Raw genomic sequence first — 21,983 nt, 5'->3', positions numbered from 1 at the left:
GCCGCACTCGTGGCTATGGGCTTTGAGTGTGGTCGCAACCTACGCTTCTGGCTTCGCCTTGCACATAGTCGGCCAGTGACTCAGCGCCGTCGCGGATGGCGCGCAGTGCGTGAGCCATGGCTTGCGGACGTCGCAAGTCTTCTGGTGCATTGAGGCTGGCCAACACAAGTTGGGCCAGGGCCCATATTTCGTTGCAGCCTTCCTGTACCCATCCATTGGTGTCGGTGATGGTGCGGGCCAGTTGCTCGAAGCTGGCGCGCGTGGGAAGAGCGGTGCGCTGATCGTTCATGTTTTCGTACTCCTGTGCGAGACGGAAACACCCGACCTGCGTTTTCAAGCGCAGAAAGGGTGGATGGGATGTTGAAAACACGCACACAGACGTGCGGGCAGCCTTGCGGGTAGCCCCATCCCATCCAAAACCGTGTGGACGTGCGGGTGCGATGCCCACTGTCCAAGTGTTCAGACGTGACGAGGCCTCTCTTTCGGGGAGGCTCTGCCGCTGTGTGTTGATGGTGTTTTCAAGCACCAGCCCCGGAACAGGGGGCCACCGAAATCATAGAGGCATTCCACAACCCCGCCTCAAACCCCAGGCCGAGCGAAGCGACGGCCCGCATCCACTCCCCGTATGAACGCGCCTGCGGCGTGGTGGTTGTGGGGTTGCAGTCCTGCCGAAGGACAGGACTGCTTCGTCATCTGACTCGCTGCGGTTGTCTGAGCGGAGTTCACGCAGTGAACGCAGCGAGTTCCGCAGCGAACCCCGCAACCGCCACGACGCAGGTCGCCCCGGAGCGAAGCGCAGGGGTCGCGGGCATTTGGGCGCGTTTCTTTGCCGACTTTCTTGCCGCGCGGCAAGAAAGTCGGTCGGCCGCCGGGCCGAAACCCGGCCTCTGCCCGCCGGCCGGGCATGCGTCCAAAGCAGACCAAGGAAGCATCAAGGACGCATCAAAAAAGCCCCCGAAAAACACACACCCAGACACACCTCTGTCATCCATTTCCCACACGCCTCCGTGTTTTCCCCAATCCCACCCCGAACCATCAGTCCTAAACTCACGCTTGTTTCAAGAAAAAAGTGTCATTTCAAATTTGAAACAGACACAAACCCCCTTCGATTGAGGTACGCCATGAACACCACGCCCTCCACAGGCCAGCTTGCCGGCCGCCGCATCCTCGTCACAGGCTCGGCGCGCGGCCTGGGCTTTGCGTTCGCCAAGGCCTTTTGCGAGCAGGGCGCGCGTGTCGCCATGGCCGATCTGCGCGAGGAGCTGCTGGCCGAGTCCGTGGCCCGGCTGCGTGCGCAGGGCTTCGAGGCCCATGGCTTCGGGCTGGATGCCGGCAATCCGGAGTCGATAGAGCGCTGCGCGCAGCAGGCCGTGCAGGCGCTGGGCGGGCTGGACGGCCTGGTGAACAACGCGGCCGTGACCGATTCGGGCGGCAAGGGCATGGACGACATCGATCTGGCCAAGTGGGACCAGGTGATGAACGTGAACGTGCGCGGCGTGTGGCTGATGACGCGGGCCTGCCGCGCCGCGCTGCGCGACAGCGGCCGGGGCGCCATCGTCAACCTGGCGTCCGACACCGCGATGTGGGGCGCCCCCAACCTGATGGCCTATGTGGCCAGCAAGGGCGCGGTGATGGCCATGACGCGTTCCATGGCGCGCGAGCTGGGCGCCGACGGCATCACCATCAACGCCGTGGCGCCGGGCCTGGTGCTGGTGGAGGCCACGGAGTACGTGCCCGAGCACCGCCACCGCCTGTACATCGACCAGCGCGCGCTGCAGCGCGAGCAGCGGCCCGAGGATGTGTCGGGCGCCGTGGCCTATGCGCTGTCCGATGGCGCGCGCTTCGTGACGGGGCAGGTGCTGCCCGTCAACGGCGGCTTCGTCATGAATTGAAGGGGTTCGCCATGACCGACACCCCCTCTTCCGGGAATGCCGAGAGCGCCGAGAGCGCGGACAACGGCGCCGACAAGTACATGGTGCCCGCGCTGGAGCGCGGCCTGCGCCTGCTGCAGGAGTTCGGGCGCGGCAATGCCACGCTGGGCGCGCCCGAGCTGGCCCGCCGCCTGCAACTGCCGCGCGCCACGATTTTCCGCATGCTCAACACGCTGGAGGCCATGGGCTTTCTGCAGCGTGCCGAGGGCAGCAATGACTACCGGCTGGGCCTGTCCGTGCTGCGCCTGGGCTTCGAGTTCCTGTCGTCCATGGACCTGACCGAGCTGGGCCAGCCCGTGATCGCGCGGCTGTGCGGCGAGATCCGCTATCCCTGCAACATCGTGGTGCGCGATGGCCGCTCCATCGTCTACGTGGCCAAGGTGACGCCGCCCACGCCGCTGACCAGTTCGGTGCGTGTGGGCACGCGCCTGCCTGCCCATGCCACGGCCCTGGGCCGCGTGCTGCTGGGCGACCTGTCCCTGCCCGAGCTGCGCGCGCTCTACCCCGAGGAGCACCTGGAAGCGCACACGCCCAAGACGCCGCGCACGGTGCTGGACCTGTTCAACCTGGTCGAGGCCGACCGCGAGCGCGGCCATGTGTTCAGCGAGGGCTTCTACGAAAGCTCCATCTGCACCATCGCCGCCCCCGTGCGCGACCACAGCGGCCGCGTGGTGGCGGCGCTGGGCACGACGGTCCCCGCGCCCCATGTGGAGGAGGGCCGTGCCGAGACCCTGATCGCCGGCGTCTGCGACGCGGCGGCCGAGCTGTCCGAGCTGCTGAACTACCGCCCGCAAACGCAAACGCAAACGCAGACGGCACAGCTGCTTTCCCTCAATTCCCGGCGCGCAGGAGGCGGCCATGTTTGATTCCCAACTCAAGGACACCACGGCCGTCGTCACCGGCGGCTCTTCGGGCATTGGTCTGGCCACGGTCGATCTGCTGCTGTCGCAGGGCGCGCGTGTCGCCCTGTGCGGGCGCAGCGCCGAACGCCTGGAGCAGGCCGTGCAGCAGCTGCGCGGGCGCCATCCCGAGGCCCGCCTGTTCGCCCAGGCCTGCGACGTGCTCGACGCCGCCCAGGTGCAGCAATTCGCGCGCGACAGCGAGGCTGCGCTGGGTCCGGCCTCCATCCTCGTGAACAACGCGGGCCAGGGCCGGGTCTCGACGTTTGCCAGCACCGACGATGCGGCCTGGACCGAGGAGCTGCACCTGAAGTTCTTCTCGGTGCTGCATCCCACACGCGCCTTTTTGCCGCAGCTCGAGCGCACGGCTGAGCCGGCCATCGTCTGCGTCAATTCGCTGCTGGCCTCGCAGCCCGAGCCGCACATGGTGGCCACCTCGGCCGCGCGCGCCGGCCTCAAGAACCTGGTGCGCTCCATGGCCACCGAGTTCGCGCCCAAGGGCGTGCGCGTCAACGGCATCCTGGTCGGCCTGATCGAGTCCGGCCAGTGGCGCCGCCGCTTCGAGGCGCGCGAGGACCGCAGCCAGGACTGGAACGCCTGGAGCGCCGACCTCGCCCGCAAGAAGTCCATTCCGCTGGGCCGCCTGGGCTCGCCCGACGAGGCCGCGCGCGCCATCTTCTATCTCGCCACGCCCCTGTCCTCCTACACGACCGGCAGCCACATCGACGTCTCCGGTGGCCTTGCACGGCAAGCGTAGTGCTTCAGCCCCTTCACCCGATTCAAAGCAGAACATGACTTCTTCCGCATCCAAAATCACCGTCGGCGCCGTTGTGGCCCAGTTCCTCGAACACTGCGGCGTGCAGGCCGCGTTCGGGGTGATCTCCATCCACAACATGCCCATCCTGGACGCGATGAATGCGCGCGGCCATGTCCGCTTCGTGATGGCGCGCGGCGAGGCCGGCGCCGGCAACATGGCCGATGCCTGCGCGCGTTCCACCTCCAGCCTGGGCGTGTGCATCACCAGCACCGGCCCGGCCGCGGGCAACATTGCGGGCAGCCTGGTGGAGGCCTATACGGCCGGCACGCCGCTGCTGCACATCACGGGCCAGATCGAGACGCAGTACCTGGACCAGAAGCTGTCGTACATCCACGAGGCGCCCGACCAGCTGACCATGCTGGGCGCCGTGTCCAAGGCGGCGTTCCGCGTGCGCAGCGCCGAGACCTGCCTGTCCACCCTGAAGGCCGCCGTGCAGGCCGCCATGACCGCGCCGACCGGCCCGGTGAGCGTGGAGATTCCCATCGACATCCAGCAGACCGTGATCGACATGCCGGCCGACCTGTCGCCGCTGCCGGTGGCCGTGCTGGCACCCAGCGAGGCATCGCTGGATGCGCTGGCCGACACGCTGGCCAAGGCGCGCCGCCCGCTGCTGTGGCTGGGTGGCGGCGCACGCCACGCAGTCGCTGCCGTGCAGCGCCTGAAGGCGCTGGGCTTCGGCATCGTCAGCACGGGCCAGGGCCGCGGCATCGTGGCCGAGGACGATCCGGCCTCGCTGGGCGCCTACAACATCCAAAAGCCCGTGGAGGCCTTCTACCAGCGCTGCGACGCCATGCTGGCCGTGGGCACGCGCCTGCGCAGCAATGAGACGCTGAAGTACGAACTGAAGCTGCCGCGCCCGCTGCTGCGCATCGATGTGGACGCCGCCCAGCAGGGCCGCTGCTACGCCGATGACGGCTTTGTCTGCGGCGACTCGGCCCTGGCGCTGACGGGCCTGGCAGACCGGCTGGAGGCGCGCGGCTACAAGGCCGACCCCGAGCTGCTGGCCGACCTGCGCCAGGTGCACGACGAGGCCGTGGCCACCATGCGCGACGGCCTGGGCCCGTACAGCGTGCTGGTGCAGGAGCTGCAAAAGGCCGTGGGCCGCAACTTCAACTGGGTGCGCGACGTGACCGTCTCCAACAGCACCTGGGGCAACCGCGAGCTGCGCTTTTTCGAGCCCAACGCGGGCGTGCACGCCACGGGCGGCGGCATCGGCATGGGCATGCCCATGGCCATCGGCGCGGCCGTGGGCGCGGCGGTCAGCGGCTCGGGCCGCAAGACGCTGGGCCTGGCGGGCGATGGCGGCTTCATCCTGAACCTGGGCGAGCTGGCCACGCTGGTGCAGGAAGAGTGCGACACCCTGATCGTGCTGATGAACGACCAGCGCTACGGCGTGATCCAGAACATCCAGGACGCCTCCTACGGCGGCCGCCGCTGCTATGTGGAGCTGCACACGCCCGACTACGCGCAGCTGTGCGCCTCCATCCAGCTGCCCCATGCCCGCGTGCAGAACCTTGACGAGCTGCCCGCCGTGCTGGCCTCGGCCTGGCCGAAGAAGGGCCCCTTCCTGCTGGAGATCGACATGCGCGCCATCGGCAGCTTCAAGGCCACGTTCTCGGGCCCGCCCGTGAACAAGCTGGACCAGATCCCGGCCACCACCACGGCGTCCAAGGCCGCCTGAGGCGGCTGGATTCGAACGAACGAGAGAGGCTCACCATGTCGAACCTGGAACTGCTCCCCATCAATATCGCCGGCGAATGGCGCCTGGGCGGCGGTGGCGAATCCACCACGCTCTATCCCGCCACCGGCGAAGTGGTGGGCCGCCTGCGCGCGCCCAGCCTGGAGGATGTGGAGGAGGCCATCCAGAAGGCCGACCACGCCTTCCGCACCAGCGGCTGGGCCCAGAAAAAGCCCCATGAGCGCGCGGCCGTGCTGCACCGCGTGGCCCAGCTGATCCGCGAGCGCGCCGAGCCCCTGGCCCAGCTGCAGCGCCTGGACAACGGCAAGCCCATCAAGGAAACACGCATGCTGGTGGCCAGCGCCGCCGCCACCTTCCAGTTCTTTGCAGCGGCCTGCGAGACCATGGAGGAAACCATCACGCCCTCGCGCGGCGACTTCATGACCATGAGCGTGTACGAGCCCATGGGCGTGGTGGCGGCCATCACGCCGTGGAACTCGCCGATCGCCAGCGAGGCGCAAAAGCTGGCGCCCGCGCTGGCCGCCGGCAACGCCGTGGTCGTCAAGCCCGCCGAGGCCACGCCGCTGCTGGCGCTGGAGCTGGCCAGGATCTGCGAAGAGGCCGGCGTGCCCAAGGGCCTGGTCAGCGTGCTGCCGGGCCGTGGCTCGGTGATTGGCGATGCCATCACCAAGCATCCGCTGGTCAAGCGCGTGTCGTTCACGGGCGGTACGTCCACGGGCAAGCACATCGCCCACATCGCGGCCGACAAGATGATGCCGGTCTCGCTGGAGCTGGGCGGCAAGTCGGCCACCATGGTGCTGGCCGATGCCGACATCGACCATGCCGTCAACGGCGTGCTCTACGGCATCTTCAGCTCCTCGGGCGAGTCGTGCATCGCGGGCTCGCGCCTGTTCGTGGCGCGCAGCCTGCATGCCGAATTCATGGAGCGCCTCACGGCCAAGGCCGCCGCGCTGCAGGTGGGCGACCCGGCCGACGAGCGCACGCAGATGGGGCCGCTGATCACCGCCAAGCACCGCGAATCCATAGAGAGCTATGTGGCCCTGGGCCTGTCCGAGGGCGGCCGGCTGCTCACGGGCGGCCAGCGGCCCGAGGGCGCGCAGTTCGAGCGCGGCTACTACTACCGCCCGACCATCATCGACGGCGTGAAGAACGACTGGCAGATCTGCCAGCAGGAAATCTTCGGCCCCGTGCTCGTGGCCATGCCCTTCGACAACGAGGACGACCTGCTCGCCCAGGCCAACGACAGCGTCTACGCGCTGGCCGCCGGCATCTGGACGCGCGACTACAAGAGCGCCTGGCGCATTGGCCGCGCCGTGCAGGCCGGCACGGTCTGGATCAACACCTACAAGCAGTTCTCCATCTCCACACCCTTCGGCGGCTGGCGCGACAGCGGCCTGGGCCGCGAGAAGGGACGGCTGGGCATACAGCAGTACATGGAGCAAAAGAGCATGTACTGGGGCTTGAACGAGAGCCCCATCGCTTGGGCAAATTGAAGGAGCACGACATGAGCGTACTGGGCATAGACGAAATCACCTACGGCGCGGACGACCTGGCCACCTGCCGCCGCTTCTTCCTGGACTGGGGCCTGGCGCTGGTGCAGGAAGCGGACGACCGGCTGGTGTTCGAGACCCTCAACGGCTGCCGCGTGATCGTGGCCGCCGTGGACCATCCCGATCTGCCGCCCGCCATCGAGGCCGGCCCCACGCTGCGCGAAGTGGTCTGGGGCGTGGAAAGCGAGGCCGATCTGGCGCTGTACGCCGGTCGCATCGCCGCGCTGCCGGGCTTCTCGCAGGGCCAGGGGCGCATAGGCTGCACCGACCCCAACGGCCTGTCCGTGCGCCTGCAGGTCACGCAAAAGCGTGATGTGGATGTGCAAGGCGCCGCCTACAACACCTGGAACCGCAAGGACCGCGTCAACCAGGCCAGCCCCGCCTACGAACGCGCCCAGCCCATCGAGGTCGGCCATGTGGTGTTCTTCGTTAAGGATGTGCAGGCCTGCGAGCGCTTCTACGTGGACAACTTCGGCTTCGCGGCCTCGGACCGCTACCCCGAGCGCGGCGCCTTCCTGCGCTGCGCGCCTGACGGCGGCCACCACGACATCTTCCTGCTGCAGCGCCCGGCCAAGGACGCGGGCCTGAACCACGTGGCCTTCACGGTGCGCGACATCCACGAGGTCTTCGGCGGCGGCATGCACATCTCGCGCTGCGGCTGGGATACCCAACTGGGCCCGGGCCGCCATCCCGTGTCCTCGGCCTATTTCTGGTACTTCCGCAATCCGGCCGGCGCCCTGGTCGAGTACTACGCCGACGAGGACCAGCTCACCGCCGACTGGCAGCCGCGCGAGTTCGAGCCCGGCCCCACGGTGTTTGCCGAATGGGCCATCGATGGCGGCATCGACGGCAACACCCGGCGCCAAAAGGGCGTGGGTACCAGCGACGGGAAATTCATCACCGACAAGCGGCATTGAGACCGCGCCTGACGGCCTACCCCCACAACCCAACCACCCCACGGCCTCCCCATGAACAAGACACGTCGCCAGGTTTCTCTTGCCGCTGCATTCCTGGCTGCAGCCACGCTGTCCGGCACCGCGATGGCCCAGGCCTATCCGGCCAAGCCCATCACCATCATCGTGGCCTATCCGGCCGGTGGCGACACCGATGCCATGGCGCGCCTGTATGCCGAGAAGCTGTCCACGCGCCTGGGCCAGCCCGTGCTGGTGGACAACCGCCCCGGTGCCAGCGGCACCATCGGCAGCGTGCATGTGGCCAAGGCCGCGCCGGACGGCTACACCCTGCTGCTGGCGCCCAATACCTTCGCCATTGCGCAGTTCGTGCTCAAGACGGCCTCGGGCTCCAGCTACGACGTGCTGCACGGCTTCACGCCCATCGTGCAGACCAGCGTGCAGCCCATGTTCGTGGCCACCAACCAGGCCTCGGGCATCAAGGACATGAAGACCCTGATCGCCCAGGGCAAGCGCGACGGCCTGACCTACGCCAGCCCCGGCAGCGGCTCGCCCATGCACATCCTGGGCGAGATGTTCAACCGCGCCGCCGGCACGCGCATCGCCCACATTCCCTACAAGGGCGTGGCACCCGCCGTCAACGACCTGATCGGCGGCCATGTGCCCACGACCTTCATGACCTGGGGCCCGATTGCGCCCTACATCGGTGGCAAGGTCACCGCCCTGGCCGTGGCAGACAGCCAGCGCAGCGCGCTGGCCCCCAATGTGCCCACCCTGGCCGAGCTGGGCGTCAAGGACGTGGAAGTGTCCGCATGGCAGGGCCTGTTCGGCCCCAAGGGCATGTCGCCCGAGACCGTGAAGCTGCTGAACACGCACCTCAACGAGATCCTGAAGATGCCCGACGTGGTCTCCAAGATGGCCACCTTCGGCGCGCTGCCCGCAGGCGGCGATCCCGCGAGGCTTGAGAAGACCAATGCAGCGGACTTCAACCGCTTCGGCAAGCTCATCAAAGACCTGGATATCAGGGCTGATTGAGCACCCCCCACACAAGACAGTTTTCGAAGGAGAGAACCATGGCCGCTGATCGCTATCTCGAGCCGCACCAGGCGCGCGAACGTGCCCCCACCCTGATGGAAGACCTGCTGGGCGATTCCATCGAACGCGCCTTCGGCGAAGGCGTGCAGACCCTGCCCGAACTGGTGGCCTATCTCAACCGCAGCGGCCCCGCCGGCGAGAACGGCCAGGCCTGGACCGAAGACAGCTTCCAGGCGCTGATGGCGCGGCTGGGCTATTGATACCGAGCAGGACTGGAGAGCCCCATGAACGTACAAACCATCACCATCGATCCGGTGGACGGCCTGCTCAACAAAGGCCTGAAGAACCTCTGGTACGCGGTCTGCCCCTCGGACTTCGTGAAGACCCAGCCCGTGTCGGTGCGCCGCTTCGGCCGCAAGATCGCGCTGTGGCGCGATGCCGCCGGCCAGGTCCACGCGCTGGAAGACCATTGCCCGCACCGCGGCGCGCCGCTGTCGCAGGGCGTGATCCTGGGCGACCGCCTGGCCTGCCCCTACCACGGCGTGGAAGTGCGCGGCGACGGCACGGTGACCAAGGTCCCCGGCAGCCCCGGCTGCAAGCTCGAAGGCTCGCGCGCGGCGCTGGCCTTCCATGCGCGCGAGGCCCATGGCGCCATCTTTCTCTACAACAGCGACAAGGCCGTTGACGAGGCGCCCGAGTTCACGCTGCCCGAGGAGCTGACCTCGCCCGAGTACTCCAACTTCCTGTGCTATGCCGAGTGGCGCAGCGACTACCGCTATGCGCTGGACAACGTCATGGACCCCATGCACGGCACCTTCCTGCACAAGCAGTCGCACTCCATGGCCGAGGGCGACAGCAAGGCCACGTTCCAGGTGCGCGAGACCGATGACGGCTTCGTCTTCGAGAAGGTGGGCCAGCGCGGCGTGAACTTCGACTGGACCGAGTGGGGCAGCACGGGCGTGCACTGGATGCGCCTGGAGATTCCGTACCCCAAGACCGGCGGCCCCGGCGGCAACTTCGCCATCGTGGCCTGCGTCACGCCCATCAGCGCCGACCTGTGCGCCGTGTTCTTCTGGCGCTGCCGCAAGGTGCAGGGCTGGATGCGCGACACCTGGCGCTTCCTGTACCGCAACCGCCTGGAGGCGCGCCACTGGGCCGTGCTGGAGCAGGACCGGATCATGATGGAGCAGATGGAGCTGGACGCCAACGAGCGCGAGAACCTCTACCAGCACGACATCGGCCTGGTGCGCCTGCGCCGCCACCTGCGCCGCCTGGCCCAGGAGCAGATCGACGAAGGCGCCGCATCATGAGCACCAACCTCCAGGCCTTCGTGCACACGCTGCGCTTCGAGGCCCAGGACACCATCAGCGTGGACCTGCGGCCCGTGGCAGGCGGGGAGCTTCCCGCCTTCACGCCGGGCTCGCACATCGATCTGCACCTGCCCAACGGCCTGGTGCGCAGCTACTCGCTGAGCAACCCCAGCGAGGAGCGCCACCGCTACGTGGTCGGCGTGCTGCGCGACCGCGCCAGCCGCGGCGGCTCGCGCTGCGTGCACGAGTCGCTGCGCGTGGGCATGCCCATCACCATCTCCGAGCCGCGCAACCATTTCGCGCTGGACGAAGGCGCCGCGCACACCGTGCTGGTGGCCGGCGGCATCGGCATCACGCCGCTGCTGTGCATGGCGCGCCGGCTCAAGGGCCAGGGCCGCTCGTTCGAGATGCTGTACTTCGCCCGCGAGCGCAAGGGCGCGGCCTTCCTGGAAGAGCTGCAGGCGCTGGGCATGCCGCTGCACCTGCACTTCGACAGCGAGGCCGGCGGCCCGCCCGACCTGCGCGCACTGCTGGCCCGGCGCCAGCCCGACGCGGGCACGCACCACTACGCCTGCGGCCCCACGCCCATGCTGGACGCCTTCGAGAAGTTCTGCGCCGAGCTGGGCCACGCCAACGCCCACGTCGAGCGCTTCACGCCCGTGGAGGTCAAGGCCGCCGACGATGCGCGCAGCAACTACACGGTGGAGCTCAAGCGCAGCGGCCGCTTCATCGAGATCACGCCCGAGAAGTCGCTGCTCGACACCCTGCTGGATGCCGGCATCCAGATGGACCACAGCTGCTGCGAAGGCGTCTGCGGCTCCTGCGAGACGCGCGTGCTCGAAGGCATTCCGGACCACCGCGACTCGGTGCTCAGCCCCAAGGAAAAGGCCAGCAACAAAGTGATGATGGTCTGCGTTTCCGGCTGCAAGAGCGAACGTTTAGTGCTCGATATCTGAGCAGGCAATCAGACCTGCACGGCAACAACCCACCACCCCCAAGCCCCCCAAGCCACCACCCCAGAGGAGACAACCCCATGAAAACCATCCATACGCCCATGCTGGGCGTGGCGCTAGCCTGCCTGGCGTCCTTGCCCGGTGCCGCTTCGGCGCAGTCCAAGGTCGAGATCTTCGGCGTCGTCGATGTCGGCGTCACGCACCTGAACGGCTCCGGCCCCTCCAAGACCGGCCTGTCCACGGGCGGCGCCAACATCAGCCGCCTCGGCTTTCGCGGCACGGAAGAGCTGGGCGGCGGCCTGCGTGCGGGCTTCTGGCTGGAGGCGGGCATGGACGTGGACAGCGGCTCGGGCAAGGCCAGCGGTGGCGGCCTGAGCTTCAACCGCCGCTCCACCGTGAGCCTGTCGGGCGACTTCGGCGAAGTGCGCCTGGGCCGCGATGACTCGGCCACCTTCCTGAGCACGCTGATCTTCGACCCCTTCCTCACCAACGGCGTGGGCGGCACCATGGGCTTCACCATGCTGGGCATTCCCGGCACGGGCACGGCCACGGGCGGCGCGCCCATCCAGATCAGCAACGCGGTCAGCTACTTCCTGCCGCAGAACCTGGGCGGCTTCTACGGCCAGGTGCAGGTGGCCATGGGCGAGCAGGCGCGCAGCGCGCCCAACAAGAACCAGGGCGACTACCGCGGCCTGCGCTTCGGCTACCGCCAGGGCCCCTTCAACGGCGCGCTGGCCACGGGCAAGTTCTATGGCGACAGCGATGCGACCAACCTCACGGCCAGCAACGTGGGCCTGAGCTGGGACTTCGGCGTGGTCAAGCCCATGCTGCTGTGGGCCAGCGAAAAGCGCGGCGCCCTCAAGGTCACCGCCCTGCAGCTGGGCGTGACCGCGCCCGTGGGCATGGGCGAGTTCAAGGCCTCCTACGGCCACTACAACACCGACGGCAGCAATGCCGACTGGAACAAGATCAGCGTGGGCTACGGGCACAACCTGTCCAAGCGCACCCAGGTCTACGGCACGGTGGCCTTCCTCAAGAACAAGGACGGCGCGGCCAAGTCCATCGGCGTGCAGGGCCTGTCGGTCCCGGGCACCACGCTGGGCGGCCGCTCCTCCGGCTTCGAGGTGGGCGTGCGCCACTTCTTCTGATACAGCCCATCGGGCGATAGAGACTTGCCATGAAAGATATGCGTGCGGCCCGCTGGTGGGGGGTGATCAGCCTCTTCATCATCGTCGCCATCTCCTATGTGGACCGGATCAACCTTTCGATCCTCATCCTCGACCAGGGATTTCTGGACCACATCGGGCTGACGCACGACGACCGCACGCGCCAGGGCCTGCTGGCCACGGCCTTCATGGTGGGCTACGGCGTTTCTTCCTTCGTGTTGACGCCGTTTTGCGCGGCGCTCTTCGGCGTGCGCCGAAGCCTGGTGGTCGGCCTGCTGCTGTGGGGCGCCGTGTCCTTTCTGTCCCCGGCCATGAACAGCTACGGCCTGCTGCTGGCCTCGCGCATCCTGCTGGGCATCTCCGAAGGACCGCTGTACTCGCTGGCGGGCAGCTACATCAAGGCGCATTTCCAGAGCCACGAGAACGGTCTGCCCAACTCCTTCGTGAACATGGGCACGGGCCTGGGGCTGGCGGTGGGCTACCCGCTGATCGGCTACCTGGTGGCCGGCCATGACTGGCAGACCTCGTTCCATGTGCTGGGCCTGATCAATGTGGCCATCGGCATTCCGCTGGTGCTGGCCTTCATCCGCATGCCCCGCGTGGACACCGGCATGCCGCGCCCGCGCTCGCTGGGCGAGGCGGTGGGCCAGGTCGGCCAGATCGTGCGCGGCGCCATGCACACGCGCTATCTGGTGCTGGTAGCCGTGCTGTCGGCGGCCTTCTTCTCCTACCTCTGGGGCAGCAGCAACTGGCTGCCGGCCTATCTGGAGTCGCGCGGCTTTTCGCTGCGCGAGATGGGCTGGCTGGCCTCGCTGCCGCAGTACGCCACGGTATTGGCCGTGCTGGTCGGCGGCATCGTCATCGACCGCCTGCCGCGCCGCCAGGTGCCGCTGATCTTCGTCGGCGGCAGCCTGGGCCTGGCGCTGGCCATCTGGCTGGCCATCCACATGGACGACCGCTACGCGGCGGCCTACTGCCTGATCGCCGCCAACTTCTGCTGGGGCCTGATGAGCCCGGCCATTCCCAGCACCGTGCAGTACTGCGCGCGGCCCGAGCATGTGGCCAGCGCCTACGGCGTCGTCAACGGCACGGCGACCCTGGTGGCGGGCTTCATGCCCGCGCTCATGGGCGCCGTCATCGGCTGGACCTCGCATTCGGCCGGTGGCGGGTTCGTCGCAGGCTTCAGCCTGCTGGTGGGCACGCAACTCGTGGTCATGGTCTGCGGCCTGGTGCTGTGGCTGCGCGAGCGCGGCCAGGGCACCGGCAGTGCCAGCGATGCCCGGGACAGGTCCGCGCGCACGGCCTGACCTGCACTACAGCGCGCCCGCTGCGGCGCACTGCTCCAGAAACGTCACCAGGGCCTGCACGCGCGCCGTGCGTCCCTTGCGCGTGGGCACCAGCAGGGTGACGGGCGCGCTGCCGAAATGCCAGTCGGGCAGCACGCGCACCAGCCGGCCCTCGGCAACGGCCTGCTCCATGTCCCATTGCGAACGCAGCACCAGGCCCAGGCCCTGCTCGGCCCAGTGGCGGGCCACGCCGCCATCGTTGGTGACGTAGGACGGCGTCACGCGCAGGGTCTGGCCGTCCGCGGCACGCCGGCTGGCGGCGGGGCGCAGGTGCCACAGCGTCACATCCTCCTCGTTCTCGCGGATGCAGATGCAGGCGTGCTGCAGCAATTCGCGCGGCGTGGCGGGCGTGCCGTGGCGGCGCAGGTAGTCGGGGCTGGCGCACAGCCAGCGGTCGTTGGCAGCCAGTTCGCGCGCCACCCAGGAGGAGTCGCGCACCGCGCCGATGTGGACCACGGCGTCGGCATCGTGGCGGTCGGGGAAGGGCGTTTCGCGCAGGTCCAGCTGCAGTTTCAGTTGCGGGTGCTGGCGCGTGAAGGGCACCAGGGCCGGGGCCAGCCGGCTGCGCCCGTAGCCAAAGGGCGCGGCAATGCGCAGCGTGCCGCCCAGCTGGCGGGCATCGCCGTGCAGCGAGTCGCGCAGCTCCTCGATCTGGCCCAGCAGCCGCACGGCCTCGCGGGCGAAGCGCTCGCCCTCGGGCGTCAGCGCCAGGCGCCGCGCGCTGCGGTTGGCCAGGGACAGGCCCAGTTCGGCCTCCAGCCGGCGCAGCCGCATGGACAGGGCGGGCGGCGTCACATCGAGCGCACGGGCTGCGGCGCTCAGCGAGCTTTCGCGCAGCAGGGCGGCGGCAAGCTGCAGGTCTTCGATGGCAATCATTCAATTTGCTTTAACGATTGATGACGGCGGATTTAACCACGAGCACAGGTTCCATCCGTACAGTTCCAGGCCATGAACACCCCAGCCCCACTGACGGAACCGACCGCCGCCGCCTGGCCCCGTGCCGTGCTTTTTGACCTGCTGACCGCCTTGCTCGACTCCTGGACGGTTTGGAACAGCGCTGCCGGCAGCGAGGCCGCAGGGCGCGACTGGCGCGCCGAGTACCTGCGCCTGACCTATGGCTGCGGCGCCTACCAGCCCTATGAAGACCTGGTGCGCGACGCGGCCCGCAACCGGGGCCTGCCCGCCTCGGCCGCCGACCGGCTGGAGGCGCAATGGGACCAGCTGCAGCCCTGGGACGGCGCGCGCGAGTTGCTGGCCGCCCTGCGCCCGCACTGCCGCCTGGCCGTGGTGACCAATTGCTCCGAGCGCCTGGGTCAGCGTGCCGCCGCGCTGCTGGGCGTGGATTGGGACGTGGTGGTGACCTCGGAAGCAGCGGGCTTCTACAAGCCCGACCCCCGGCCCTACCAGCTGGCGCTGGACCGGCTGGGGCTGCCTGCGGACCAGGCCGCCTTCGTGGCCGGTTCGGGCTATGACCTGTTCGGCACCTCGGCCGTGGGCCTGCGCACCTTCTGGCACAACCGCGTGGGTCTGTCACGGCCCGATGGAGCGCCTGCCGCCGAAGCTGAAGCTTCCACGCTGGACCCCGCCTTGCCCTGGCTGCGCGGCTTTGCCGCAGGCCGCTGACTGTGCCAAGTCTTTTTCAGGAGCCGCCATGCAAGACACTCTTTTGACGCTGGACACGCCCGCTGCCGTGATCGACCTCGACCGCATGCAGCGCAACATCGCCCGCATGCAGCAGCGCATGGACGCGCAGGGCGTGCGCCTGCGCCCCCATGTGAAGACCAGCAAGAGCGTGCCCGTGGCCGCCGCGCAGCGTGCGGCCGGGGCCTCGGGCATCACGGTCTCCACCTTGAAGGAAGCCGAGGAGTTCTTTGCGGCAGGCACCACAGACATCCTCTATGCAGTCAGCATGGCGCCGCACCGCCTGCCGCATGCGCTGCAACTGCGCCGGCGCGGCTGCGATCTCAAGCTCATCGTGGACAGCGTGGCGGCGGCCCAGGCCATTGCCGCGTTCGGCCGCGAGCAGGGCGAGGCCTTCGAGGTGTGGATAGAGATCGACACCGACGGCCACCGCTCCGGCGTGGGCGCAGACGATACGCCGCTGCTGCTGGCCATTGGCCGCACGCTGCACGACGGTGGCATGCGCCTGGGCGGCGTGCTCACGCATGCGGGCTCCAGCTACGAGCTGGACACGCCCGAGGCGCTGCAGGCCCTGGCCGAGCGCGAGCGCGCCGGCTGCGTGCAGGCTGCCGAGGCCCTGCGCGCGGCCGGCCTGCCGTGCCCCGTGGTCAGCGTGGGCTCCACGCCCACGGCGCTGGCGGCCAGCCGGCTGGACGGTGTGACCGAGGTGCGCGCAGGCGTCTACGTGTTCTTCGACCTGGTGATGCGCAACATCGGCGTGTGCACGGCCGAGGACGTGGCGCTGTCGGTGCTGGCCACCGTGATCGGCCACCAGGCCGACAAGGGCTGGGCCATCGTGGACGCGGGCTGGATGGCCATGAGCCGCGACCGTGGAACGGCCCGGCAGAAGCAGGATTTCGGCTACGGCCAGGTCTGCGACCTGCAGGGGCGGGTGATGCCGGGCTTCGTGCTCACGGGCGCCAACCAGGAGCACGGCATCCTGGCCCGGGCCGATGGCACGGCGGAGGCCGACATCGCCACGCGCTTTCCCCTGGGCACGCGGCTGCGCATCCTGCCCAACCATGCCTGCGCCACGGGCGCGCAGTTCCCGGCCTACCAGGCGCTGGCGGCAGATGGCTCGGTGCAAACCTGGGAGCGGCTCCATGGCTGGTGAAAACGGGATCGATCTGCGCCATGCATCGCCGAACCTGCCTGCGCCGGGCGGCCACTACAGCCACACGGCCACGGGCCAGGGGCTGGTCTTCGTGTCAGGGCAGCTGCCCATACGGCCCGACGGCACGCGCCTGGTGGATGCCGGTTTCGAGGACCAGGCCCGGCAGGCGCTGGCCAACCTGGCAGCGGCGCTGGAGCTGGCCGGCAGCGGTGTGCCGCGGCTGCTGCAGGTGCGCGTGTACCTGGACGACATGGCGCACTGGCCGGCCTTCGACCGCATCTACGCGGACTGGGCCGGCGCGCACCGGCCCGCGCGCGCCGTGGTGCCCACGGGGGCGCTGCATTTCGGGTTGAAGGTGGAGATCGAGGCCGTGGCGCTGGCCTGAGAAGGTGTTCCGGCCCGAGGGGGGCCGGCTGCCGCTACTTCAGCCAGCCGCGCTTGCGGAAGTAGAGCATGGGCCCCACGGCGCTGAGCACCATGAGCCCGATGACGTAGACATAGCCGAACTCCCATTCCAGCTCGGGCATGAACTTGAAGTTCATGCCGTAGACGCTGGCGATCAGCGTGGGCGGCAGCAGGGCCACGCTGGCCACCGAGAAGATCTTGATGATCTTGTTCTGGTTGATGTTGATGAAGCCGACCGTGGCATCCATCAGGAAGTTGATCTTGTCGAAGAGGAAGGCCGTGTGGCTGTCCAGCGATTCGATGTCGCGCAGGATCTGGCGCGCTTCCTCGAACTGCTCGGCATTGAGCATCTTGGAACGCATCATGAAGCTGACGGCGCGGCGCGTGTCCATGACGTTGCGGCGGATGCGACCGTTCAAGTCTTCCTGGCGCGCAATGGCGCCCAGCACCTCGCGGGCCACGTCGTCGGTCACGTCGCCGGACAGCACCATCTGGCTGGCTTTTTCGAGGTCGTCGTAGATGCGCTCCAGCGTGTCGGCCGAGTATTCGGCGTCGGCGTCGAAGAGCTTGAGCAGCACGTCCTTGGCCTCGTCGATCAGGCCCGGCGCGCGGCGTGCGCGCATGCGCAGCAGGCGAAAGACCGGCACGTCCTCGTCGTGGATGGAGAACAATACGCCGCAGCTGCGCAGGTTCTTGTTGTGCTCGTTGACGATGAAGGCCACGCGCACCGAACGCGGGTCCTCGTCATCGTCGATCAGGAAGTCGCTGCGGATGTGCAGCTCGCCGTTGTCTTCTTCGTAGAAGCGGGCCGATTCCTCGATGTCGTCGTCCATCGCATCCTCGGGGATGGACAGCTCGTAGTGCTGCTTGATCCAGCGCTTTTCCTCGACCGTGGGCGACTCCAGGTCCACCCAGATCGGCTTGAAGCGGGACAGCTCCTCCAGCGACTCGATCTCTTCTTGAACCAGGCGGCCATTGGCCAGCGTAAAGATGTTGAGCATAGGCTCACTCCAGGTGTTCTTCTCAGGCGTGCGGGGTATCGGAGGTGCTTTCAACCCCACAGGCCAACCGGGAGTTGAAAGCTACCAACTGGGGTAGGTTTCCACGGAGCTTTCTCCAAGATGCAAAGCGTTGGATTATGCAGCGTTGCGCTGCAGCATGCGGGCCGGCTGCGCTATTCGGAAGCGGCTCCAGGGGGCATCTGGCGGCCTGTCACAAAAGCCTGGGCATGGCACAGGTCGGCCCAGGCGCCAGCCTTGGCCTGGGGCGCGCGCAGCAGGTAGTTGGGGTCGTAGCTGACCACGGCGGGCACGCCCGCAATGCGGTGCGGCTCGGCGCGCAGGCGGCCCAGCGCCTCCTGGCGCTGCAGCACGGCACGCGCCGTGGCCAGGCCCAGCACCAGCACGCAGGCCGGGCGCAGATCGCGCAGCAGCGCCTCCAGCGATGGCTGCAGCGCCGGTACCTCGGGCGCCTCCTGTCCTTCGGCCGCAGGCTGCACGCGGTGCAGGGCGGCGCTGTACAGGCGCGGATGGTCCTGCAGGTTCAGCGCGCGCAGCATGTTGTCCAGCAGCCGGGCCGCGTCGCCTTCCAGCGCGGTGCGCGCGCAGTCGGGGCCGGGGCGCTGGGCGGGTGGCAGGGGCAGGGAGTTGGCGGGCGGCTCCAGCAGGATCAGCCAGCCGCCTTCGCCGCCATCACCGGCAGGCGGCGTTGCCGCATAAACGGGCCGCACGGGGCCCAGCCGCCAGCCCAGCCCCGGGGCGCCGGCCACGGGCTGCTGCACGTAGCGGCGCGGCGGGCGTTCGCGTTCGGGAATGACGGGTGCGGGAGGCGGCGGCGCCTGGACAGGCGCCTGAACAGGCACCTGAACGCGTGCGGGCGTTGGCGCGGCGACAGGCGCCCGTGCAGCAGGCGCCGGGGGGGGCGCCTCCTGCACGGGCGGCGGCACGGGGCGGGCCGCCGGCGGATCTGCCAGGGGCGCCGCTGCAGGCGCATCGGCGGGCGCAGCCAGGGCCTCGGACAGCACGGCGGGTGCGGTCTCGGGCTCGGGCAGCCAGACGGTGATGCCCATGGCGTGCAGCATGGCCCGCTGGCGGGTGTCTAGATTCAGGGCCATAGCTTGAGGCTCATGAGCACGGCATGCTCGCGCGGGCCGTCGTGCATGGGGTAGTAGTTCTTGCGCAGGCCCACCTCCTGGTAGCCATGCGCGGCGTAGATGCTGCGTGCGCGGACATTGCTCTCGCGCACTTCCAGCCAGATCCATTGGGCCTTGCGCTGGCGCGCCCACAGGGCCAGCGCGTCCAGCAGGATGCGGGCCCAGCCCTGGCGCTGGCGCGACGGGGCCACGGTGATGTTGAGCAGGTGGACCTCGTCGAGCACGATCATGGCGACGAAGTAGCCCACCAGTTCGCCTCGCGCATCGACCAGCAGCTGCGCTTCATTGCCGGCCGCCATGGCATCGATGAAGTTGCCACGGGACCAGGGATGCGAGTAGGCCTGCTGCTCCACGGGCAGCAGCATGTCGAGCGACAGCACGTTCAGCGGCTCGAAGCGCACGCTGTCCCGCTCCGGCGCCGGAGCCGGGGCGTCGGTCAGGGGCGGCTGCGGCCGCGAGGGCTGTGGCGTGTGCGTGCTCATGGTGCGGGTGGGGTGGCCTCTGGAGTGGGCGTGGCCAGGGCCAGCGCGGCGGCCGCCTTGGCAGCCTCCCGCTCGGCCGTGGTCTGCGCGACTTTATCGCGGATGTAGCGCGGCAGGGCCTGGTCGGCCGGCAAGGCGCGGTCGGCCGCCAGCAGGGCCGGGGCCAGGCGCAGCATGGCGGCGGCGGTGGGCAGGGCGGCCAGGTGGCTGGCCTGGGGCGCCAGGCGCTCGCCGTAGGCGGCCAGGGCGTTGCCGGCCACCACGGTGCCGGGCGGCAGTTGCAGGGCCTCGGGCGCGCACAGGCCGAAGTCGCCGCTTTGCTCGCCAATGTCGTTCCAGCGGCCGTCGGCCCAGTGGTAGGCGGCGTGGTAGACCTCGTTCATGCGCGCATCGATCACGGCGATGAGGTCGGTGCAGCCGTATTGCATGCGGGCCTGCTCGGCCACGGCCAGGAGGCTGTCCATGGGCAGCACGGGCACGCGGGCGGCAAAGGCCAGCCCCTGGGCCACGGAGCAGGCCGTGCGCAGGCCCGTGAACGAGCCCGGACCCCGGCCGAAGACGATGGCCTGCAGCTCGGCGAATTCCAGGCCGGCCTGGGCCATCAGCGCCAGGATGGCGGGGATCAGCTCGGTCGAGGTCTGCGGGCCGCCGGGGCCGCTGTGCTCCCAGACGGCATCGCCGCGCTGCACGGCGATGGAGAGGGTGTCGGTACTGGTGTCTAGGGCAAGAAGATTCATGGCTTGGGGCAGGCGGCGGTGCCGCAGCAAGTGCAGGATTATCGGTGCCCCGCCCGTCCCGCGCCCGGCAGGGCTGCAATGACCGGCGTAGACTTGCCGGCCATGTTGCATCTTTCGACGTCTTCTTCCCTTATTTCCTCGATTTCCTCCGCCTTCTCACTCGGAACGCCGCGTTCACGCCAGTGCCTGGCGGCCGCGCTGCTGGCGGCGTCTGTCCTGCCCGGCGTGGCAAGCGCCCAGGCAGATGCGCCCACCTCGCCGGCCTCGCTGTCCACCAAGACTGCACGCGAAAGCCGGCTGCCCCCGGCCGTGGAGGCGGCGCTTGCGCGCGCCAAGCTGCCGCGCGACGCGGTCTCGGCCCTGGTGGTCGAGGTCGATGGCCGGGCCGCCCCGCGCCTGGACTGGCAAAGCCACGTGGCCATGAACCCCGCTTCGGTCATGAAGCTGGTCACCACGTATGCGGCGCTGGACCAGCTGGGTCCCGCGCATGTCTGGCGCACGCCCGTCTTCCTGGGCGGGCCGGTGCAGGACGGCGTGCTGCGCGGGCCGCTGTACATCCAGGGCCAGGGCGATCCCAAGCTCGTGATGGAGCGGCTGTGGCTGATGCTGCGCCGCCTGCAGGGCATGGGCATCAAGGTCATCGTGGGCGACATCGTGCTGGACCGCAGCGCGTTTTCCGTGAGCGGCCATGACGCGGCCACCTTCGACAACGAGCCCTGGCGCCCCTACAACGTGGCGCCCGACGCGCTGTTGGTCAACTACAAGGCCGTGACCGTGGGCTTCACGCCCGACGCGGCGGCGGGCGTGGCGCGGCTGCAATACGATCCGCCGCTGGCCGGCATCCAGCAGCAGGAAACCGTGCCGCTGGCGCCAGCCGGCAGCGAATGCGGCGACTGGCGCGCCCGTCTGCAGCTGGACATGGCCGACCCGCTGCGCATCGCCTTTGCCGGCCCGTTCCCGGCCAGCTGCGGCGACAAGAGCTGGTCGCTGGCGCCGGCCCAGCCCGAGGCCTTCGCGGCCCGCGCCATCGAGGGCATGTGGCGCGAGCTGGGCGGCAAGCTCACCGGCACCGTGCACGACGGCCGCGTGCCGGCCGGGCTGCAGCCAGCATTCCAGAGCGAATCGCCTTCGCTGGCCGAGGTGGTGCGCGACATCAACAAGTACAGCAACAACGTCATGGCCCAGCAGGTGTTCCTGACCATGGGCATGCAGCGCACGGGCGTGGCCAGCTTCGAGTCCTCGCGCCAGGCCCTGGGCCAGTGGTGGCAGGCGCGCTGGGGCGCGGCCGAGCAGCCTGTGGCCGACAACGGCGCCGGCCTGAGCCGCGAGGCGCGCATCACCGCCTCCGGCCTGGGCCGCATGCTGCAGCAGGCCTGGGCCTCGCCGGTGATGCCGGAGTTCGTGGCCTCCATGCCCATCGTCGGCGTGGATGGCACGCTGCGCCGCAGCCTCAGCCGGGCCCAGGGCATGGCGCATCTGAAGACCGGCACGCTGCGCGACGCCTCGGCCCTGGCCGGCTATGTGGACGGGGCCAGCGGCCGCCGCTACGTGCTGGTGGCCATGGCCAACCACACCAACGCCCCGGCCGCGCGCGCGGCCTGGGATGCGCTGGTGGACTGGACGGCGCGCGACCGCTGATCGGGCGCCTTCGCGTCTTGTGCAGGGCCTGCTTTCGCAGGCCCTTTTTCATTGTTTTCCCAGCAAGGGCGTTGTCCTACCCACGGGCGATGCGGCGGTCCTTATCGTCTGTTCGCCCGCGTGCGAATTGCCTTGTCGGCGTGCGATTTCTATCCGTA

General features: G+C 69.0%; 22 protein-coding genes. 16 read left to right on the top strand and 6 right to left on the bottom strand.

All coding sequences use genetic code 11. The features are described from left to right. Positions 1-13: 13 nt before the first annotated feature. Positions 14-289 carry a hypothetical protein gene (locus tag AC57B5_RS17210; RefSeq protein ID WP_012202887.1) on the bottom strand — a complete coding sequence of 92 codons (276 nt, stop codon included), beginning with the start codon at positions 287-289 and terminating at the stop codon, positions 14-16. A gap of 832 nt (positions 290-1,121) precedes the next feature. Here AC57B5_RS17210 and AC57B5_RS17205 point away from each other — a divergent pair. The 12 genes from AC57B5_RS17205 to AC57B5_RS17150 all read left to right on the top strand — a co-directional run bounded on the left by AC57B5_RS17205 (position 1,122) and on the right by AC57B5_RS17150 (position 13,578). After that, positions 1,122-1,892, top strand: a complete 771-nt coding sequence (locus AC57B5_RS17205; protein ID WP_197944800.1) for an SDR family oxidoreductase — start codon at positions 1,122-1,124, stop codon at positions 1,890-1,892. An 11-nt stretch (positions 1,893-1,903) separates the two neighbouring features. After that, the gene (locus AC57B5_RS17200) at positions 1,904-2,797 is read left to right on the top strand and encodes an IclR family transcriptional regulator (protein ID WP_192367399.1); all 894 of its coding nucleotides are present in this window, start codon (positions 1,904-1,906) and stop codon (positions 2,795-2,797) included. Continuing rightward, the gene (locus AC57B5_RS17195; RefSeq protein WP_047217882.1) at positions 2,790-3,587 is read left to right on the top strand and encodes an SDR family oxidoreductase; all 798 of its coding nucleotides are present in this window, start codon (positions 2,790-2,792) and stop codon (positions 3,585-3,587) included. The genes AC57B5_RS17200 and AC57B5_RS17195 overlap by 8 nt, the downstream gene beginning before the upstream one ends. A gap of 34 nt (positions 3,588-3,621) precedes the next feature. Then, complete coding sequence (locus AC57B5_RS17190) at positions 3,622-5,328, top strand: thiamine pyrophosphate-binding protein (protein WP_065348026.1); 1,707 nt, start codon at positions 3,622-3,624, stop codon at positions 5,326-5,328. Between the two features lie 35 nt (positions 5,329-5,363). After that, positions 5,364-6,839 (top strand): aldehyde dehydrogenase, encoded by a 1,476-nt coding sequence (locus tag AC57B5_RS17185; protein WP_096914723.1) that lies wholly within the window; start codon positions 5,364-5,366, stop codon positions 6,837-6,839. An 11-nt stretch (positions 6,840-6,850) separates the two neighbouring features. Next, positions 6,851-7,813, top strand: coding sequence for a VOC family protein (locus AC57B5_RS17180; RefSeq protein WP_099735220.1), 963 nt, complete (start codon positions 6,851-6,853; stop codon positions 7,811-7,813). 51 nt (positions 7,814-7,864) lie between these two features. After that, positions 7,865-8,842 (top strand): Bug family tripartite tricarboxylate transporter substrate binding protein, encoded by a 978-nt coding sequence (locus AC57B5_RS17175; protein WP_199135944.1) that lies wholly within the window; start codon positions 7,865-7,867, stop codon positions 8,840-8,842. A 38-nt stretch (positions 8,843-8,880) separates the two neighbouring features. Then, a complete protein-coding gene (locus AC57B5_RS17170) occupies positions 8,881-9,102 on the top strand; it encodes a recombinase-like helix-turn-helix domain-containing protein (protein ID WP_012202895.1) in 222 nt (73 codons plus the stop codon). 24 nt (positions 9,103-9,126) lie between these two features. Further along, complete coding sequence (locus tag AC57B5_RS17165) at positions 9,127-10,152, top strand: Rieske 2Fe-2S domain-containing protein (RefSeq protein WP_012202896.1); 1,026 nt, start codon at positions 9,127-9,129, stop codon at positions 10,150-10,152. Further along, positions 10,149-11,108, top strand: a complete 960-nt coding sequence (locus tag AC57B5_RS17160) for a PDR/VanB family oxidoreductase (protein ID WP_496399986.1) — start codon at positions 10,149-10,151, stop codon at positions 11,106-11,108. Before AC57B5_RS17165 ends, AC57B5_RS17160 begins: the two co-directional genes overlap by 4 nt. Positions 11,109-11,185: 77 nt before the next feature. Next, entirely contained in the window at positions 11,186-12,253 is a 1,068-nt protein-coding gene (locus tag AC57B5_RS17155) for a porin (RefSeq protein WP_496399985.1), read from the top strand. A 29-nt stretch (positions 12,254-12,282) separates the two neighbouring features. Beyond that, positions 12,283-13,578 (top strand): MFS transporter, encoded by a 1,296-nt coding sequence (locus tag AC57B5_RS17150; RefSeq protein WP_099752337.1) that lies wholly within the window; start codon positions 12,283-12,285, stop codon positions 13,576-13,578. Positions 13,579-13,584: 6 nt separating this feature from the next. Here the strand turns inward: AC57B5_RS17150 and AC57B5_RS17145 are convergent, their stop codons facing one another. Beyond that, positions 13,585-14,493 (bottom strand): LysR family transcriptional regulator, encoded by a 909-nt coding sequence (locus AC57B5_RS17145; protein ID WP_496399984.1) that lies wholly within the window; start codon positions 14,491-14,493, stop codon positions 13,585-13,587. Between the two features lie 72 nt (positions 14,494-14,565). On the opposite strand from AC57B5_RS17145, the gene AC57B5_RS17140 reads away from it, so the two are divergent. Genes AC57B5_RS17140 through AC57B5_RS17130 form a run of 3 tightly spaced genes read left to right on the top strand, consistent with a single transcriptional unit; the run spans position 14,566 to position 16,796 of the window. Beyond that, complete coding sequence (locus tag AC57B5_RS17140) at positions 14,566-15,240, top strand: HAD-IA family hydrolase (protein WP_496399983.1); 675 nt, start codon at positions 14,566-14,568, stop codon at positions 15,238-15,240. A gap of 28 nt (positions 15,241-15,268) precedes the next feature. Beyond that, on the top strand, positions 15,269-16,411 hold the full coding sequence (locus AC57B5_RS17135; RefSeq protein ID WP_496399982.1) for a DSD1 family PLP-dependent enzyme: 1,143 nt from the start codon (positions 15,269-15,271) through the stop codon (positions 16,409-16,411). Beyond that, entirely contained in the window at positions 16,401-16,796 is a 396-nt protein-coding gene (locus tag AC57B5_RS17130; protein ID WP_043822535.1) for a RidA family protein, read from the top strand. The genes AC57B5_RS17135 and AC57B5_RS17130 overlap by 11 nt, the downstream gene beginning before the upstream one ends. 34 nt (positions 16,797-16,830) lie before the next feature. Here the strand turns inward: AC57B5_RS17130 and corA are convergent, their stop codons facing one another. The 4 genes from corA to tsaB all read right to left on the bottom strand — a co-directional run bounded on the left by corA (position 16,831) and on the right by tsaB (position 20,187). Continuing rightward, complete coding sequence (gene corA, locus AC57B5_RS17125; RefSeq protein ID WP_013804498.1) at positions 16,831-17,817, bottom strand: magnesium/cobalt transporter CorA; 987 nt, start codon at positions 17,815-17,817, stop codon at positions 16,831-16,833. Positions 17,818-17,990: 173 nt separating this feature from the next. Then, positions 17,991-18,929 carry a uracil-DNA glycosylase family protein gene (locus tag AC57B5_RS17120; RefSeq protein ID WP_207475798.1) on the bottom strand — a complete coding sequence of 313 codons (939 nt, stop codon included), beginning with the start codon at positions 18,927-18,929 and terminating at the stop codon, positions 17,991-17,993. After that, on the bottom strand, positions 18,920-19,450 hold the full coding sequence (rimI, locus tag AC57B5_RS17115; protein ID WP_496399981.1) for a ribosomal protein S18-alanine N-acetyltransferase: 531 nt from the start codon (positions 19,448-19,450) through the stop codon (positions 18,920-18,922). The genes AC57B5_RS17120 and rimI overlap by 10 nt, the downstream gene beginning before the upstream one ends. After that, positions 19,447-20,187: a tRNA (adenosine(37)-N6)-threonylcarbamoyltransferase complex dimerization subunit type 1 TsaB gene (gene tsaB, locus AC57B5_RS17110; protein WP_088166335.1), complete on the bottom strand. Its 741-nt coding sequence runs from the start codon at positions 20,185-20,187 to the stop codon at positions 19,447-19,449. Before tsaB ends, rimI begins: the two co-directional genes overlap by 4 nt. A 102-nt stretch (positions 20,188-20,289) precedes the next feature. Here tsaB and dacB point away from each other — a divergent pair, with 102 nt between their 5' ends. Continuing rightward, positions 20,290-21,825: a D-alanyl-D-alanine carboxypeptidase/D-alanyl-D-alanine endopeptidase gene (gene dacB / locus AC57B5_RS17105; protein ID WP_238003595.1), complete on the top strand. Its 1,536-nt coding sequence runs from the start codon at positions 20,290-20,292 to the stop codon at positions 21,823-21,825. Positions 21,826-21,983: the final 158 nt, after the last annotated feature.

It is taken from the genome of Delftia sp. BGA-UO-ETr-SB1, assembly GCF_059567865.1.
Note: the sequence above shows the minus strand (reverse complement) of the source record. Positions and strands in the feature narration are given on the sequence as shown.